Annotated in this window: 17 protein-coding genes; all 17 read left to right on the top strand. The window is 38.9% G+C overall.

Features of this window, described 5'->3' with window-relative positions; all coding sequences use genetic code 11:
• Positions 1-539 precede the first annotated feature (539 nt).
• The 17 genes from F7731_RS21855 to F7731_RS21775 all read left to right on the top strand — a co-directional run bounded on the left by F7731_RS21855 (position 540) and on the right by F7731_RS21775 (position 18,126).
• Positions 540-1,559, top strand: a complete 1,020-nt coding sequence (locus F7731_RS21855; protein ID WP_151536917.1) for an ABC transporter substrate-binding protein — start codon at positions 540-542, stop codon at positions 1,557-1,559.
• Positions 1,560-1,578: 19 nt separating this feature from the next.
• Positions 1,579-2,586 carry an ABC transporter permease gene (locus F7731_RS21850; RefSeq protein ID WP_151536916.1) on the top strand — a complete coding sequence of 336 codons (1,008 nt, stop codon included), beginning with the start codon at positions 1,579-1,581 and terminating at the stop codon, positions 2,584-2,586.
• The gene (locus tag F7731_RS21845; RefSeq protein WP_151536915.1) at positions 2,579-3,373 is read left to right on the top strand and encodes an ABC transporter ATP-binding protein; all 795 of its coding nucleotides are present in this window, start codon (positions 2,579-2,581) and stop codon (positions 3,371-3,373) included. The genes F7731_RS21850 and F7731_RS21845 overlap by 8 nt, the downstream gene beginning before the upstream one ends.
• A gap of 281 nt (positions 3,374-3,654) precedes the next feature.
• The gene (locus tag F7731_RS21840) at positions 3,655-4,068 is read left to right on the top strand and encodes a thioesterase family protein (RefSeq protein ID WP_151536914.1); all 414 of its coding nucleotides are present in this window, start codon (positions 3,655-3,657) and stop codon (positions 4,066-4,068) included.
• Complete coding sequence (locus F7731_RS21835) at positions 4,065-5,171, top strand: Leu/Phe/Val dehydrogenase (protein ID WP_151536913.1); 1,107 nt, start codon at positions 4,065-4,067, stop codon at positions 5,169-5,171. The genes F7731_RS21840 and F7731_RS21835 overlap by 4 nt, the downstream gene beginning before the upstream one ends.
• A gap of 72 nt (positions 5,172-5,243) precedes the next feature.
• Positions 5,244-6,314 (top strand): pyruvate dehydrogenase (acetyl-transferring) E1 component subunit alpha, encoded by a 1,071-nt coding sequence (gene pdhA, locus F7731_RS21830; protein WP_151536912.1) that lies wholly within the window; start codon positions 5,244-5,246, stop codon positions 6,312-6,314.
• Positions 6,311-7,306, top strand: coding sequence for an alpha-ketoacid dehydrogenase subunit beta (locus tag F7731_RS21825; protein ID WP_151536911.1), 996 nt, complete (start codon positions 6,311-6,313; stop codon positions 7,304-7,306). Before pdhA ends, F7731_RS21825 begins: the two co-directional genes overlap by 4 nt.
• A gap of 10 nt (positions 7,307-7,316) precedes the next feature.
• Positions 7,317-8,531, top strand: coding sequence for a dihydrolipoamide acetyltransferase family protein (locus tag F7731_RS21820; protein WP_151536910.1), 1,215 nt, complete (start codon positions 7,317-7,319; stop codon positions 8,529-8,531).
• Entirely contained in the window at positions 8,532-9,962 is a 1,431-nt protein-coding gene (lpdA, locus tag F7731_RS21815; protein WP_151536909.1) for a dihydrolipoyl dehydrogenase, read from the top strand.
• 118 nt (positions 9,963-10,080) lie between these two features.
• Positions 10,081-11,196 carry a 4-hydroxyphenylpyruvate dioxygenase gene (gene hppD, locus F7731_RS21810; RefSeq protein ID WP_151536908.1) on the top strand — a complete coding sequence of 372 codons (1,116 nt, stop codon included), beginning with the start codon at positions 10,081-10,083 and terminating at the stop codon, positions 11,194-11,196.
• Between the two features lie 4 nt (positions 11,197-11,200).
• Positions 11,201-12,277 carry a histidinol-phosphate transaminase gene (gene hisC, locus F7731_RS21805; protein WP_151536907.1) on the top strand — a complete coding sequence of 359 codons (1,077 nt, stop codon included), beginning with the start codon at positions 11,201-11,203 and terminating at the stop codon, positions 12,275-12,277.
• 20 nt (positions 12,278-12,297) lie between these two features.
• Complete coding sequence (locus F7731_RS21800) at positions 12,298-12,918, top strand: flavin reductase family protein (RefSeq protein WP_151536906.1); 621 nt, start codon at positions 12,298-12,300, stop codon at positions 12,916-12,918.
• Between the two features lie 4 nt (positions 12,919-12,922).
• Positions 12,923-13,831 carry a fumarylacetoacetate hydrolase family protein gene (locus F7731_RS21795; protein ID WP_151536905.1) on the top strand — a complete coding sequence of 303 codons (909 nt, stop codon included), beginning with the start codon at positions 12,923-12,925 and terminating at the stop codon, positions 13,829-13,831.
• 15 nt (positions 13,832-13,846) lie between these two features.
• Entirely contained in the window at positions 13,847-14,998 is a 1,152-nt protein-coding gene (locus F7731_RS21790) for a homogentisate 1,2-dioxygenase (RefSeq protein ID WP_151536904.1), read from the top strand.
• 518 nt (positions 14,999-15,516) lie between these two features.
• Positions 15,517-16,098, top strand: a complete 582-nt coding sequence (locus F7731_RS21785) for a DUF7010 family protein (RefSeq protein ID WP_151536903.1) — start codon at positions 15,517-15,519, stop codon at positions 16,096-16,098.
• Between the two features lie 534 nt (positions 16,099-16,632).
• Positions 16,633-17,325, top strand: a complete 693-nt coding sequence (locus F7731_RS21780) for a DUF2848 family protein (protein ID WP_151536902.1) — start codon at positions 16,633-16,635, stop codon at positions 17,323-17,325.
• 3 nt (positions 17,326-17,328) lie between these two features.
• Positions 17,329-18,126 (top strand): carbon-nitrogen family hydrolase, encoded by a 798-nt coding sequence (locus F7731_RS21775; RefSeq protein WP_151536901.1) that lies wholly within the window; start codon positions 17,329-17,331, stop codon positions 18,124-18,126.
• Positions 18,127-18,167 lie beyond the last annotated feature (41 nt).

Here is an 18,167-nt window from a genome sequence, read left to right as displayed (position 1 = left end):
ATGGATTCATGTCCATTTACATATCGTTCAACCGCTTGGATTCTTTGTTCAACTTTTAATTTTGCCATAAAAAAACCCCCGTAAAAATTAGATTAGTGTCTAACTTTTACGGGGCAGTTCAAAGCAGTTGTATGCTTTTTTTTGTCTAGCTCCAGCGCCTACCCCCGACGTACAGGACGTACTAGTGTCGACAATGTGACAGGACGTCGCGCTTTTGTCGACCTAGAGGTCATAAGCCACTCCGCTCAGAAAGGTAAAGAACAACCTTTCCGTTCGGAGCGTCTTATGCTTGTCGGGGGTGACCGAGGCGCTTCCGCATTTCTTACTTGCTTCTAAAGTCATAATATATTAATCTAAATATATCAAATTTTTTGAATATTATTGACCACTTCTGTATTTAAATGATAATATAACGATATTATTACGATAGTTATGTTATTTATCATATGAATTGTGGTTTAGTTTTTTTACCAAGATACATGGTAGTCCACACTGCTATTTATACAGTGTTCATAATTAAAAAAAGGGGGTTTTTCTAAATGAAAAAATCATTAAAAGCATTTTCTTTAGCGGTAGCAGCAGGATTGCTCGTATTGAGCGGATGTGGGAAAGAGGCAACGAAAGATGCTCCATCAGATGTAAAAGAAAAAGAAAAAGAAGTGTTTAAGATTGGTATTACACAATTTGTTGCTCATCCTTCTCTAGATGCAGCAACAGAAGGGTTTAAAAAGGCATTAGAGGATGAAGGATTTAAGGATGGAGATAAGGTTGAATATAATTTTCAAAATGCGCAAGCGGATATGAACAATACGCAAACAATTGCCAATAACTTTGTAGGGGATAAGGTTGATCTAATCTTTGCAAATGCAACACCAAGTGCGGTGAGTGCATTAAATGCTACGAAGGACATTCCAATTTTGTTTACGTCTGTGACCGATCCTGTAGGTGCTGGACTTGTTGAAGCATTTGATAAGCCAGGAAATAATATCACAGGAACAACGGATAATCATCCAGAAGGAACAGCGAAAACGATTAACTTTATTATTGAGGAAGCTGGAGCGAAGACGATTGGTGTGATCTACAATGCAGGCGAACAAAATTCCGAGGTTCAAGTGGCTGAAGTGAAAAAGCTTGCTGAAGCGAAGGGAGCAACGATAGTTGAGGCCTCTGTCTCCACATCTGCAGAAGTGAAACAAGCGGCAGAGTCTTTAGTTGGCAGAGTTGATGCGATTTATGTCCCAACAGATAATACAGTCGTATCTGCTTTAGAGTCCGTGATTTCTGTGGCAAACAATAAAAAGCTTCCATTATTCGTGGGCGAGCTTGACTCAATGAAACGTGGAGCAGTAGCGGCAAGCGGTTTTAGCTATTATGATCTTGGCTATCAAACGGGGAAAATGGCTGCGGAAATTTTAAAAGGAAATAAAAAGCCTTCAGAGATTCCAGTTGAGCTCCCAAGCAGTTTAACATTAATGATTAATAAAAAAGCGGCGGAGGAGCAAGGACTAGAAGTCAAGGAAGAGTGGGGAAAAATTGCAGAATTTTTTGATGGCGAATAATAGAGGGTGTGATTCATAAATGTTCACAGCAGTATTTGGAGCGTTTGAAGCTGGAATCATCTATGCAATTATGGCACTCGGAGTATATTTATCCTTCAGAGTGCTAGATTTTCCAGATTTAACAGTAGACGGAAGCTTTGTTACAGGAGCGGCTGTAGCTGCAACTTTAATAGTCGGTGGAATGAATCCATTTTTTGCGACGATCCTCGCTCTTATTGCAGGATTTGCTGCCGGCTGTATTACTGGAGTACTTCATACATTTGGTAAGATCAATGCACTACTTTCCGGAATATTAATGATGATTGCGCTCTATTCTATTAATCTCCGAATTATGGGGAAATCAAACGTTCCGCTATTAAATACAGAAACCGCAATGACAAATGTGAGAGATGCTTGGGATAAGACAGGATTAGACTCAATTTTTAATAGTATTATATCCGCTATTGGGCTTGGTGACAGCTTACCAAGGACATGGGGAATATTAATTATTATGGCAATCGTAACGGTTATTATCAAATTCTTAACAGATAAGTTTCTACAAACGGAAATTGGTTTAGCAATCCGGGCGACAGGCGATAACAAAAGGATGATTAGAAGTTTATCGGCTAACACTAATTTAACCGTCATTTTAGGACTTGGGATATCGAATGCAATGGTTGCTTTTTCCGGTGCGTTAATTGCTCAGCATGGCGGATTTGCCGATGTTGGGATGGGGATTGGAATGATTATTATTGGCCTAGCCTCCGTTATTATTGGAGAAGCATTGTTTGGGACGAAAACGATTGCGAGAACTACTTTAGCAGTCATTGGGGGAGCCATTATTTATCGAATTGTTGTAACGCTCGCATTAAGAGTTGATTTTCTTGAACCGGGAGATATGAAGCTAATTACAGCAACCATTGTAATTCTTGCCTTAATTATGCCAAAGTTCATCGATTCTGCTAAGGAAAAGAAACGTAAAGCGAGAAAGCAAGCTGAAAGCATGAGCGGTATCTCTTCCGAAAGAAAGGGGGAGGCAGATGCTTGAACTGAAACAAGTTCATAAAGTGTTTAATGAGGGGACACCTGATGAAAAAATTGCGCTAGACCATATTAATCTGACGTTAAATGCCGGGGACTTTGTTACAGTCATCGGTAGTAACGGTGCCGGGAAATCAACATTAATGAATATGATATCTGGGGTCATGATTCCGGATTTCGGGAAAGTTTCAATTGATGGCAAAAATGTCACAATGATGTCTGAATATAAGCGGGCGAAGTTAATCGGCCGAGTCTTTCAAGATCCAATGGCTGGAACTGCACCAAGCATGACGATAGAAGAAAATTTGGCAATGGCTTACTCGAGAAATAAAAGGAGGACTTTAAGAAAAGGAGTGACAAAAAAACGTAAGGAATATTTTCAGGAGGTGCTCGAAACCCTTCATCTCGGCTTAGAAAATCGATTATCGGCAAAAGTCGGATTATTGTCAGGCGGAGAAAGGCAAGCGCTCTCGTTATTAATGGCTACTTTTACAGAGCCGGCTATTTTATTACTAGATGAGCATACGGCGGCGCTTGATCCTGCAAGAGCCGAGCTCATTACCCAACTAACTAGGGATATTGTTGAAAAATACAAGCTTACGACTTTAATGGTCACTCATAATATGCAGCAAGCGTTAGATTTAGGCAATCGTTTAATTATGATGGATAAAGGGCAAATTATTCTCCAAGTTGATGAGGTTGAAAAAGGTAATTTAACAATTGAAAAGCTTTTGAATGAGTTTCAGCGGATACGAGGCTCGAAAATGGCAAGTGACCGGGCGCTTTTATCTTAAAATCTACTATGTATAACTAAATCGTCGTTGCTTTCGTTGAGCAGGCCTAAATGTACGAAGTAATCACCAGCGCAGCGAAATGAAACCATTTTATATATTTATCTAAAGGATTAATTAGGCATTAGCTGCTAATTAATCCTTTTTATTTGGAATAAAACATATGATTGATTAGAGGGAATTTTTAAAGTTTTCACAATTTATTGACTATCAATTATACGAAATGGTATTATATCGTTAAATAAACGTCATACATATTAATGTGATGGATTTGGGGGGATTGAATGAAACCAGGTTTGCATGCTGGTTATTCGATAACGATAGAGACAGAGGTCACACCTGAAATGTTTGCTCAATTTGAAGGGGAAGTTGTCCATCGGACCTATTCAACGGTTACGATGATTTACCATTTGGAATGGGCATCAAGACAAATCATTTTACCTTTTTTAGAGGATGATGAAGAGGGAATGGGTGTGTCTGTTTCGGCAAAGCATCTTGCCCCAGCCCCTCAAGGATCAAAACTAAAAATACAAGCGGCTTTTATCGAAATGAAGGAAAATCAAATCATAACGGATGTGTTTGTTTTTATGGGCTCGAAGCTTATAGGCAAAGGTGAAGTCATTCAGGTGATTCTTCCTAAGAGTAAAATTGACCGATTGCTAGGACGGCAGGAAATAATGAAGGAGGATTTGTCATGAACATGTTCGCAAAAATAAAAGAACATGAGCAGGTTGTTTTTTGTAATGATGATTTGACAGGCTTGAAGGCAATTATTGCGATTCATAGTACAAAGCTCGGCCCTGCATTAGGGGGCTGCAGAATGTTTCCCTACTCAAGTGAGGAGGAAGCACTTGAGGATGTTTTGCGATTATCAAAAGGAATGACCTATAAATGTGCGGCATCAGACGTTGATTTTGGCGGCGGCAAAGCAGTTATTATTGGTGACCCGAATAAAGATAAGACGCCTGAGCTATTTCGGGCATTTGGCCAATTTGTAGAATCATTGAATGGGCGATTTTATACAGGGACAGATATGGGGACTACGCCAGAAGATTTCATTCATGCATTAAAGGAAACGAACTGCATAGTTGGTGTTGATGAAGTGTATGGAGGTAGCGGGGATTCTTCAATTCCAACTGCTCAAGGAGTCCTAAATGGAATTCAGGCCACAAATAAAACTTTAACAGGCTCCGATGATTTAAGCGGCAAAAGCTATGCCATCCAAGGACTTGGAAAAGTAGGATATAAAGTAGCGGAAAGGCTGCTTGAAGAAGGTGCCGACCTATATGTGACAGATATTAATCAGCAAGTAATCGATAAGCTTTTATTAAAAGCAAAATCGCTTGGAGCTTTAATAAAAGTATTATCAAGTAATGAAATTTATCAGGCCAATGCAGAAATATTCATCCCATGTGCAATGGGTGGAATTATTAATGATTTGACAATTCCTGAGCTCACTGTAAAAGCGATTGTTGGCTCTGCTAATAACCAGCTTTTAGAGTTACATCATGGCCAAGTGTTAAAGGAGAAAGGGATCTTATATGCACCTGACTATATTGTAAATGCCGGCGGCCTTATTCAAGTTGCTGACGAGCTTTACACCCCAAATAAAGAAAGAGTCCTGCAAAAAACAAAAGCGATTTACAACTCCTTACTTCATATTTATGACTATGCTTTTGCCAAAGGTTTAACAACTGTCGAGGCCGCCAATCAATTTTGTGAAAAGCGGATTGAGGCAAGAGTTCGAAGAAATAGCTTTTTTTCTCATATGAAACGACCAAAGTGGGCGGTTAGAACGTAATTTTTCCAACATAATCACGATGTCTAATGTGATAATCTCTAAATTCCTAAAGAAAATGCAAAGGGTGAGAGAATGGAGAGACAGTTTCCGATATTACAAATAATGGATCCGAACGGGCGAATAGATAATCTTGAATATGAAGAAATGATTACTGAAGAACTGGCTAAAAACTTTTATCGGCAGCTAGTCAGAATCCGTCTTTTTGATCGGAAGGCTGTAAGTTTACAGCGGCAAGGCCGAATTGGCACATATGCACCATTTGAAGGGCAGGAAGCGGCACAGGTTGGAAGTGCATTCGCTTTAGATGGGGCGGACTGGATGTTTCCTACGTATCGGGATCACGGAGCAGCATTAGCATTTGGACATTCGTTAAGAAATGTTCTTTTATTTTGGAATGGCAGAAACGAAGGCTGCATACCCCCAAGTGGTAAAAGGATCTTTCCTCCTGGTATTCCGATTGCGACACAAATCCCTCATGCGGCTGGTGCAGCTTTAGCAGAAAAGAAAAAAGGGTCAAAGCAGGCAGCCATTGCTTACTTCGGTGATGGGGCGACATCAGAAGGTGATTTCCATGAAGGACTGAACTTTGCAAGTGTATTTAAAGCGCCGGTCGTCTTTTTTAATCAAAATAATCAATATGCGATTTCAGTTCCGATTGAAAAGCAAATGAATTCAAAAACTATTGCCCAAAAAGCATTAGCCTATGATATGCCGAGTGTAAGAATAGATGGGAATGATGTTTTTATCGTTTATTTTGAGACGTTAAAAGCGTTAGAGCGAGCGAGAACTGGCGAAGGACCAACATTGATCGAAGCTGTTACTTGGCGATATGGAGCTCATACGACTTCTGATGATCCGACGAAATATCGTGATCAAACGGAGAGTAATCACAGGAGAAATGAAACAGACCCAATATTGCGATTAGAAAGATGGATGAAAAATGAAGGAATCTATGATGAAAAATGGGTGCTCAATTTGGAGAGGGATGTGTTAAAGGAAATAGAAGAAGCAGTTTTAGAAATGGAAGCGTTTTCACCTGCAAACCCATCCGATATTTTTGATCATGTCTTTGCTGAGCCGACATGGCAAATATCGCAGCAAAAAGAAGAGTATTTAAGATTTATAGGGGGTAAGAATCGATGAGCACGGTAGTCAAGACGAAATCATTGACACTCATTCAAGCGATTACAGATGCCCTTGATACGATGCTAAAGGAAAAGCCGGAAGTATTGCTCTTAGGGGAAGATATCGGAAAAAATGGCGGTGTATTTCGGGCAACAGACGGTCTGCAGGAAAAGTTTGGGGAAGGGCGTGTAATGGATACTCCTTTAAGTGAAGCTGGTTTTGTGGGTGCGGGTATCGGAATGGCAGTGAATGGATTTTTACCGGTGATAGAAATTCAGTTTTTAAGTTTTATATATCCTGCCTATGAGCAAATCATGACACATGCCTCACGTCTTCGCATGAGAACAATGGGACATTTTACTGTGCCAATGGTCATTCGTGCCCCATATGGAGCCGGTGTGAGAGCTCCTGAAATCCATTGTGATAGTCCGGAAGCGATATTTACACATATGCCAGGTATTAAGGTTGTTTGTCCATCCAGTCCATATGATGCAAAAGGTTTGCTAATTGCCGCTATCGAAGATCCAGACCCTGTTTTATTTATGGAGCCGATGCGCTGTTATCGGGCGGGCAGAGAGGAAGTCCCCGAGGAAAAATATACGATTGAAATCGGAAAAGGCAAAATCCTCCTTGAAGGAGAGGATGTCTCCATTATTACTTGGGGAGCGATGGTCCCGATTGTCATGAAAGCTGCTGAAGAAATGATGGATCAAGGGGTGAGTTGTGAAGTAATTGATTTAAGGACTTTATATCCGATTGATAAAGATATCATCGCTTCCTCCGTACAAAAGACGGGACGGACTGTCATCGTTCATGAAGCACATGCAACAGGCGGTGTTGGAAATGATGTTCTAGCAATTATTAATGATACGTCTTTTTTATATCAAAAAGCACCGGCAGAGCGGGTAACTGGATTTGATGCACCAGTTCCATATTTCGGATTTGAGGATCATTACTTACCTACTGAAGCACGAGTAAAATTTGCCATTGAAAAAGTGATGGCATTTTAGGAGTGATGGAATGGAAGTTAAATTACATGATATTGGCGAAGGGTTGACCGAGGCTGAAATTAATTGCTTTTTAGTTAAACCAGGCGACTTTGTTCAAGCAGATGAACCAATTATTGAAATACAAACAGATAAAATGACGGCTGAAATTCCTGCACCTCGCGCAGGGGTGATCCGTGAATTTAAAGTAGAGCCGGGGCAAACGGTTTCTGTCGGAACAACATTATTAATCATAGAGGAGATGCAGGCCAAAAGATCCGGATCCTTAGAGCGAGTTTTCTCCATTCCTAAAAAGTCGGAGTCATTTTTTAGCGTACAGGAACGAAAGAAAAGGATTCTCGCTTCACCATTCACAAGAAAAATAGCGAGAGAGAATGGCGTTCCTATTGAGAACATTATAGGTTCAGGACCAGCTGGACGAATTACAGATGAAGATGTTTTAGGCTATATGAATGAACAGCAGCAAACTGTCGAAAGCAATATTCAAGCTGAATTGATGCTAAACGAGGCAACAGTAGAACACCTCCCTTTGAACAAATATACTTTGCCATTTAGAGGAAGAAGAAAACAAATTGCTAAAAAAATGGTCCAATCTAAATACACGATTCCCCATTGTACTCATTTTGAAGAAATTGATGTAACCGAGATCATTCAGTTTCGAGCAGACATAAAAAAGCTCAACCAAAATGTTTCGGCAACCGCTTTTTTCATGAAAGCTTTATCCATATGCCTGAAAGAGTTCCCTATATTTAATGCACGACTAGATGAAGAGAATGAGGTGATTGTTCTTCAGCCAGAGCTTCATATCGGCGTCGCCGTTGATACAGAGGATGGGCTCATCGTCCCAGTTATCCAAAATGTCGAAAACAAATCCATCCGAAATATTCAAAATGAAATGAAAAGGCTAACGGAAAAAGCGCTAGCAAACCAATTAAGCGTAAAGGATATTTCGGGTGGAACCTTTACCATTAGCAATGTCGGGCCACTTGGTGGAAGCATCGGTGCCACACCGATTATTCAGCATCCAGAAGTTGCACTCATTTCTTTCCATAAAACAAAAAAGATGCCTGTTGTCACAGATGATGATCAAATTATTATTCGCCAAATAATGAATATTTCTATGTCTTTTGATCATCGGGTCGCTGATGGCGCAACGGCAGTTAAGTTTACAAACCGTTTTGCTCAGTTGATGAAAGATCCTAAAATGTTATTGCTGGAGTTGGTTTAGATGGTTGTTGGCGAGCTAGCTCACGAACGTGATCTTATCATCATTGGCGGAGGACCTGGCGGATATAATGCAGCAATTCGTGCCACTCAGCTTGGACAATCTGTTACACTCATCGAAAAAGCTGAGCTAGGGGGAGAATGCCTAAATAAGGGCTGTATTCCATCGAAAATACTGACACATGCCGCAGACAAAGTCGCTTCCTTTCGAGATTTTGATGACTTAGGAATTGAAAGCGATGGGATACGATTCAATATAGAAAAATTACAAGCTTATAAAGATAAAACGATGAGTCAGCTCCGAGAAGGTGTTCGATCTCTATGTAAAGCAAATAAGGTGGAAATCATTAAAGGGTCGGCATTTTTTCTTTCAGAGGATCGGATAGGTGTTGAAAATGGGGAGCAATATGAAGTTTACCGTTTTAAACATGCGATTATTGCTACTGGAAGCACGCCTAAAGCACCGGAAGGAATTGAAATTGATCATAAGCGGATTCTTGATTCTTGGTCCATAACCGAAATAAAAATGGTTCCGGAAAAGCTGCTCATATACGGAAATGATTATATTGCTTTAGAAATCGCGATGGCCTATAATGCCCTTGGCTCACAGGTAGTCCTAATCATCGAAGAAGACGATTTTAAATTTGATTCTTCAATCAATCGTGAGCTCAAGCGAGTATTAAAGAAGAATCAAATTCAAGTAATAAAAGGCAGTATTGTGACGAATGCTTACGTAAGTGAGGAAGAGGTTACTATTCATATAGTTAATAAAACAGGAGAAGAAGCGATAACAGGCACACACTTGTTTGTCTCTAGTTTTTATATTCCAAACACAGACTCAATCGGAATCAATCGAATCGGCATCAAAACGTGTGAAAACGGCTTTATTTTAGTAAACGAGGAGTGCCGGACATCATGTAAACATATTTTTGCGATTGGAGATGTTACTGAAGGCCCTAATCTAGCTGTAAAGGCAATTAAACAAGGAAAAACAGCAGCAGAAGTGATAGCCGGTATTCCTTCTGAAACCGATTTGCGCTTTTTGCCTATCGTTGCACATACTAGGCCTCCCATTGCCTCTGTTGGTCTAACTGAGGCAAAAGCGATTAATCTAGGACATTCTGTAGCATCAGCTATTTTTCCATTAACAAGCAGTGGGTATGCTTCCGTTTTAGGAAAGAAAGATGGCCTGATAAAGGTTATCTTTGATAAGGATGATCACTTTTTACTTGGTATGCATATTTTTGGATTTGGAGCAGTAGAACTAATTTCAAGTGGAGTTTTTTCATTAGAAATGGCAGCGAGGGATGAAGACTTTTCGTTTCCGTTATACCCGCATCCGAGCATAAATGAAGGGATCGCTGAAGCGGTTGAGGCCATAAAAAAACAAGCCATTCATCTTTCACCAGCGATGAAAAAATCTTTAAAAATCTAAGATGTATACTTTAACGCATAAGTGCATTGTAGCTTTAATTTGTGTTCTTGAGAATATTTCCATCATTCATATAATATTAATTCAGAATATTAATAATTTTTGAATTGGGGGAATTCGAATGAAAGAAAAGCAAGCTGTCGGCAAACAAAAAGGAGAGGATTTCTTTCCCGTTAAAGAAGTGGATTACTTAGAAATTTACTCTGGAAATGCGAAGCAATCATGCTATTATTTTTGCTCGGCGTTCGGCTTCAAGCCGGTGGCCTATTCCGGACTTGAAACGGGCAACCGTGAAACCGTTTCCTATGTTCTCCAACAAAGAAAAATTCGCCTTGTCATCACTGGCACATTAACAGATAGCAGCAGAGTTTCTTCTTTCGTGAAAAAGCATGGAGATGGTGTGAAGGATATCGCATTAACAGTTGATGATGTAGAAAAAGCGTATAAAGAAGCTGTTTCAAGAGGCGCCATTGAAATCATGCCACCTTTCGAATTAAAGGATGAGCATGGGACTGTTAAAAAAGCGGTGATTGGCACATATGGAGATACGATCCATACGCTAGTTGAGCGAAATAATTATCAAGGCGTCTTCATGCCAGGGTATGAACCGCTAGAGTTGACTGTTCCATTTGAAGACGCAGGATTTATCGGCATCGACCACGTTGTCGGCAATGTAGAGAGAATGGAAGAATGGGTAAATTATTATGCGAATGTCATGGGCTTTAAAGAGATGACTCATTTCACTGATAAAGATATAAGCACGGAATATTCTGCGCTTATGTCAAAAGTCATGCACAATGGCGGGCGAATTAAATTCCCGATTAATGAGCCGGCAATCGGGAAAAGGAAATCACAAATTGAAGAATATCTTGACTTCTACAACGGACCCGGTGTTCAGCATCTCGCTCTATTAACTGAAGACATCGTTAGTACAGTCAGTATATTGCGTAAAAATGGCATCGAATTTTTAAATACACCAGCTACTTATTATGAAGCCTTATCTGAGCGTGTCGGGAAAATTGATGAAGAGATTGATAAATTGAAAGAATTAAGTATTTTAGTTGATCGTGATGATGAAGGCTATCTTCTGCAAATTTTCACTAAGCCAGTTGTTGACCGGCCGACATTATTTATTGAGGTCATCCAGCGTAAAGGTGCTAGAGGATTCGGAGAGGGGAACTTCAAAGCTTTATTCGAATCGATCGAACGGGAACAGGAAAGAAGGGGAAATCTATAAATATATGGCCAAAATACTGACAAAAAGTGAGCTTGAGCAAATACAATCTTATCCTATTGGCCTCTCACCAGAAAAGTTAAAAGAGAAATACGGTTTAAATATTATTCGGAAAATGTCTGATAATGAAAATATTTATGGCTGTTCCCAAAAGGTGAAAGACGCGATGAAGGAACAGCTGAATTCACTTCATCTCTATCCAGATGGTCACACATCCGCATTAATAAGGCGGCTGGCTAAATTTTATCAAATAAAAGAAGATCAGCTGCTAGCAGGGAATGGGTCAGACGAATTAATCAGGCTGTTAACACGGGCATATATTAATAAAGGTGATGAAGCGATCATGGCTGATATCACCTTTCCCCGGTATGAAACAAATGTTGTAATTGAAGGGGGAAAAGCAATTAAGGTCCCATTAATAAATGGGGTTCATCATTTACCATCCATGCTTGAAAATATAACAGCAAAAACAAAAATGATCTTTATTTGTAATCCTAATAACCCAACTGGAACGATTGTCGGAAAAGAAGAGCTGGCCGAATTTATCAAGAAGGTTCCAGCACATATATTAATGGTTTTAGATGAGGCATATTACGAATATGTGACTTCAGATCAATATTTGCACTCCATTCCCCTTCTTGAATCCCATCCTAATTTAGTTATCTTGCGGACTTTTTCTAAAATATATGGGTTAGCAGGCTTACGGGTCGGATACGGGATGATGAATAAACAAATCGTAAAGGAACTTCATAAGGTGAAGGATGTTTTTAATGTCAATCAAGTTGCACAGGTGGCTGCGATTTACGCACTGGAAGACCAAGATTTCATTCGGGACTGTGCGGAGAAAAATGCTGTAGAAAGAGCTTATGTTTGTGAGCAGTTAAGAAAATTTGGTTTGCCATTTTTCCATTCACAAACGAATTTTATTTATGTGTACAGTCAAATTCCAGTGACAGAGCAATTAATTACTAAAGGGTTTTTAGTCAGACAGATGAAGCTTAATGGCTATGCTGATGCCTTTAGAATGACGTTTGGTAATCGAAAAGATAATGAAGCATTTGTAGAAGCGTTAAGCAAAATTTAAAAAGATCGGGCGGTGTAAAGATGGAGATAACCCCAAGTAATCTTGAGTGGAGAGAGGCATATAAACTTTTAGTCGGTTCCATTTTGCCTCGCCCTATTGCTTTTGTTACAACGATTGATCAAAAAGGTGTTGTCAATGCGGCTCCTTTCAGTTTCTTTACGGCCATATGTGCGGATCCTATGCTCATTTGCTTTTCCCCGATGAGAAGAGGATCCGACAGTGCAAAAAAGGATACACTCAAAAATATTGAAATAACAAAGGAGTTTGTCATTAATATCGTAAGTGAGGACTTCGTAGAACAAATGAATATTTGTGCGACAGAATTTCCTGCTGAAACTGATGAAATGGCTATTGCTGGTCTGACAAAAGTGACAAGTGAAACAGTTAAACCGCCACGGGTGAAAGAATCTAAAGTTCATCTTGAATGTACATTATACGATGTCCTTCATTTTGGTGAACATAAGGGGGCTGGCAGTCTCGTTATTGGAAAGGTTGAACATGTCCATGTAGCAGATGAGCTATATGATAAAGGAAGAATTAACTCTGAAAAACTGAAGCCTATTGGTCGTCTTGCTGGTCAAATGTATACCAAGCCAATGACAGATGTATTTGAATTAGTAAGAAAAACAAATCCAGGGTGATGCTATGAAATTCGTAACCTTCCAAAAAGAGGATGGGTCCATTCGCGCTGGATGGATGAAAAATGACCAATTTGTCATTGATATGCATGAAGCCTCCAATGGGGTGCTGCCGAAAGACATGCTTTCATTTGTGGAAAATCACACATTTTTTTTAAACTATTTGTCTTCCCTTTCTGATAATGAGAAGGGTGTTTACTCTCTTGAAAATGTTTTACTTAATGCCCCGCTGCCAAATCCGAGGAGCTTTCGAGATTTCTATGCATTTGAAGAGCATGTAAAAACCGCCAGAGAGAGCCGTGGTTTAGAAATGATGCCTGAATGGTATGACATTCCTGTCTTTTATTACTCCAACCATCTAGCGATTAAGGGGCCAAATGAGGCGATTGTCCGGCCAAAACAATGCAATTGGCTTGATTATGAATTAGAAATTGCGTGTGTAATTGGCAAAGAAGGGATGAATATTAAAGCTGAAAACGCGGACGAATATATTTTTGGCTACTGTATTTTGAATGACTGGAGTGCAAGAGATATTCAGAGAAAAGAAATGAAGGTAGGTCTTGGGCCTGCGAAGGGCAAGGATTTTGCGACAACCATTGGTCCGTATCTTGTGTCAAAAGATGAATTAGAAGAATATCGGGTTGAGAACGGCTATGACTTAACAATGACTGCGAAGGTGAATAACGTCCTTCTTTCAGAAGGAAATATGCGAGATATTTACTATTCATTTGCTGAAATGATTGAAAGGGCTTCAGATGGGGTGAATTTATATCCTGGTGATTTAATTGGATCTGGTACAGTCGGAAGCGGCTGTATATTAGAGCTTGGGACCGATGTTCATCGCTGGTTAGAACCAGGGGATGAAGTAGAGTTAGAAATAACCGCTCTTGGATCATTAAAAAATACGATCATTTAAAAGTGAGGTGGAATAATGTTTTATCGGCAGATGGGGAAAATCCCTCACAAACGCCACACGATGTTTAAAAAAGAAGATGGCAGTCTTTACAGAGAGCAAGTTATGGGTACAAAAGGTTTTTCAGGAACCCAATCCATTTTGTATCATCATTATTTACCGACGGAAGTTGTACGATCAGAATTAATTGGAAAGTACCTACCTGAATATGAGGACCAAACCTCATTAAAACATCGTCATTTAATGACTGATAAAATTCAGAAAAAAGGGGATGCGCTCCAAGGAAGAGAGTATTTGTTAGGGAATGATGATTTGCTCATTGCGACAGCAAAAATAAATCAGCCGATGAAAAGTTTTTATCGAAATGGCGATGGCGACGAAATGTTTTTTATTCATTATGGAACAGGGCTCTTTGAAACGATGTTCGGAACGATAACGTATCGTCCGGGTGATTATGTCATTATTCCGATTGGAACGATATACCGTTTTATTCCGGATGCGAATGAAGAGACAAAAGCGCTAATTGTCGAATCCTTTAGTCAAATAACATCACCAAGAAGATATCGAAATGAGTTTGGTCAGCTCTTGGAGCATAGTCCGTTCTGTGAGCGGGATGTTCGAGGGCCGGAATTCCTAGAAACATTTGATGAAAAAGGGGAATATGAAGTCATAACGAAGACAAGAGGTTACCTCCATTCTCATATCCTGAATCATCATCCCATAGATGTTGTAGGCTGGGATGGATATTTATATCCGTGGGTCTTTAATATAGAAGATTTTGAGCCCATTACAGGGAGGGTTCATCAGCCGCCTCCTGTGCACCAAACTTTTGAAGGGCATAATTTCGTTGTTTGTTCTTTCGTGCCAAGATTATTTGACTATCATCCCGAAGCCATTCCTGCCCCGTATTACCATAGCAATGTAAACAGTGATGAGCTCCTCTACTATGTAGAAGGGAATTTCATGAGCAGGAAGGGGATTAATAAAGAATCAATCACTCTCCATCCGAGCGGAATTCCGCACGGGCCACATCCGGGTACGACTGAAGCAAGTATCGGGAAGAAAAAAACTTTGGAGCTTGCTGTCATGATCGATACGTTTAAACCGTTGAAAGTGGTTAAACAAACGAAAGCAATTGAAGATGAGAAATATATGTTTACTTGGGTTTAACTATAGAAGAAATTGAAAGCCACGCAGTCATTTACAACAATATTACTTTCACAAACAAATAAAAAATCCCGACTGATCTTTTTAATAGTAAAGATTGTCGGGATTTTTTATTTCCACCGTGTTCATTCCTCCAAATTCTAAATATATAAAGATTAAAAGTAGTGGGCAAATGGAAAAAATCAGACTGGTCGGGTTAAAGGGGGGTGTCTTTTAGGTGTAATTTAATTTCTGCGAATTTTAATATTTCAAATTGGAATTATGTCACTAATTGATTCGAGGGATATACGCTGTACGTAATTCAGCGAATAAATAATTTAATGAATTTTCAATAAGATTATGGAAAAATATTGCATTAAATAGTATGATTCAGCTATGGATATTAGACATCTGATAGGGACTGTGTGTTATTTTTTCTACTGCGGAAGGGATGAAGTGCCTAATATTTACGTTAGCAACCTTTTAATACTTTTTTGTAATATCCATTTGCCTAAACGGAAAAATTAGAAGGAGAAGATGTTATGAATTACAAAAATATGACTCTGGATGATTTAAAGAATCATCTTATTTTTGAAGGCAAGAAAGGCTATCCTTTCTTCATTGCTGGCACGGTTTATTGGCTTGTTATGTTTAGTTTAGGCTTCTTTATTGAAAGCAAGTCACAGCTTGCCCTCTGCTATCTGGTTGGCACGTGCAGCATTTTTCCGCTGGCAATTGCTGTTAGTAAGGTGCTAAAGGTTAATCTTTTAAGCAATAATCCTTTAGGAGTATTAGGCGGTATTGTTGGCGGTATTCAGGCGTTCTTCCTGCCCGTTTGGATAGTGATCTACATCGAACAGTATGAATTGATCCCAATGGCAATCGGAGTATTAGGCGCTTCGCATTTCCTTCCGTATTTATGGGTATACAAAAGTAAAACATATTGTATTTTTACGATAACAATGGCATTGATTTCTTTTATTTTCGGTTATATTTTGATCAGTCAGGCCTTTCTTCTCTTACCTATTTTGCTATCTATTCTTTATCTTTTGACAGCGATTATTTTATGGCAGGAATCAAAAGCATTTATTTTAGTTCAGGAGAAAAATACCTTGGCAAAGTAAACACAAAATCCCTTAATGCATATCGATCATTAAGGGATTTTTCGTTGTGTGCTCGGCATGGGTGCAGGCTCTAGGAGTTTGCATTATAGGATTCAAGCTTAATTTATTTGGTAGAAGAGATAAGATTCGAAGGAGAGGGGACAACTCTCTTCTTTGTTTTTTCATTATGTTGTGGCAGTTTAGTTTATTTGGGCAACAAGCCTATGTTTTGCAAATTTTACATGTTTATGAAGGGAAAGAAAAGAGGTATTTTCTCTATTTTTAAAAGATATAGAAAATTATGAAAATATATTGACAAAAAATCTATGTACAATGTATGATGTATACATTATATGGAGTGGATTTATGATTAATAGTCTGAAAATTACGCCTATTGGGAAAATAAGGATAACAATATGAAATTATCTACGGTGAAATAAAAAATGCGATTTTCAATGGGAGCATTTTAACGAAAACAATGGCATCTATTGACATAGTTGAAGAGAAGTAATAATCGTTATCACAATAATAACGTTTTGGAAAAGGAGATGTAAAATGAAAGCTATAACATTACCATTAACTGTTAATAGAGAAGAAAAAGAGATTACAATTAACAATGTATATTGTATTGGCTACGCTGGGCGCAATATCGAAAAAACAATGGAGCATATTGTCGAGTTGGAAAAAATCGGAGTACCGCGTCCGTTAGAAATCCCAACTCTTTATCCAATTCGCAGAAATAGTCTTAACCAAACGGAGGAAATTGAAGTATTAGGTGGAAAATCAAGTGGTGAAGCAGAACTGGTTTTAGTATTCGGAGATTTAGATGATGAGGTATATATCACTGTAGGTAGCGACCATACGGATCGCTCATTAGAAACGATTGATATTAATCAATCAAAACAAATTTGCGATAAACCGCTGGCTCAAAAGGCATGGAAGCTTAACGAAGTAATTGATCACTGGGACGACCTTACTTTAAATTCACAAGTTTATATAGACGATAAATGGCAATGGCAGGATTATCAAAGAGCGAAGATCAGCGAGATCATTCCTTTGGATGAAATAAAAGCCTTTCTCAATAAGAAGAATATATCTATGAGAAATTGCGTCATTTTCTCAGGAACAGTACCGCTTTTAGAAGGATTTAAATATGGCAGTGGATTTAAAATGACATTTATCGATAAGGTTCGAAATGACGAAATACATGCAGAATATGCAATTACTCGATTAGATATGGAGGTGTAAAAGATGAAAATTTCAATTTATCAAATGGAAATTATCCCCGGTAATCCATCGGAAAATCTCAAGAAAGTCCACGCCTGGATTGAAAAGGAAGTGAAGATATCCGCGCCGGACCTAATTGTACTGCCAGAAATGTGGACAACCTCCTACACTTTGGAGGACATCCATCTTTATGCAGACGATAATGGCCAAACGATAGTACCTTTCCTTAAAACTATCGCCAAAACTTTTAACATCAATATTATTGGAGGTTCATTTGCAAATAAGGTAGATGGAAAGGTCTATAATACAGCGGTTGTAATAAACCGACAGGGAGATACAGTCTATCAATATGATAAAGTTCATTTGGTTCCAATGCTAAACGAGCCTAAGTATTTGGTGGGAGGCCAGAAGGTTCCCGAAGTTTTCAAGCTTGATGGAATTAAGATGGGACTCATCATATGTTACGACTTACGATTTTCGGAAATTATCCGTCCGCTTGCATTGGAAGGAGCCGAAGTTTTGTTTATCGTCGCAGAATGGCCTATAGACCGTCTTAACCATTGGAAAAACATTCAAATTACACGTGCTATTGAAAATCAAATGTTTGTTGTATCATGCAACAACGTTGGCTCGTATCAAACCTATACTTTTGGTGGTAACTCCATGGTCATTAATCCTTGGGGAAATACATTAATACAAGGATCTACTACAGATGAAGAATCGCTATTTATTTCAATTGATGTTGAAGAAACATTGGAAGCTCGAAAAGAAGTACCAGTATTCTCTAGTAGAGTACCCAATTTATATAAACAAGGTTTATAAGATTGAAAATAATAAAGTAAATTTAAGTCGAAAAACCAAAA

It is taken from the genome of Cytobacillus depressus (genome assembly GCF_008923245.1).
GTDB classification, from domain to species: domain Bacteria; phylum Bacillota; class Bacilli; order Bacillales; family Cytobacillaceae; genus Cytobacillus; species Cytobacillus depressus.
Note: the sequence above shows the minus strand (reverse complement) of the source record. Positions and strands in the feature narration are given on the sequence as shown.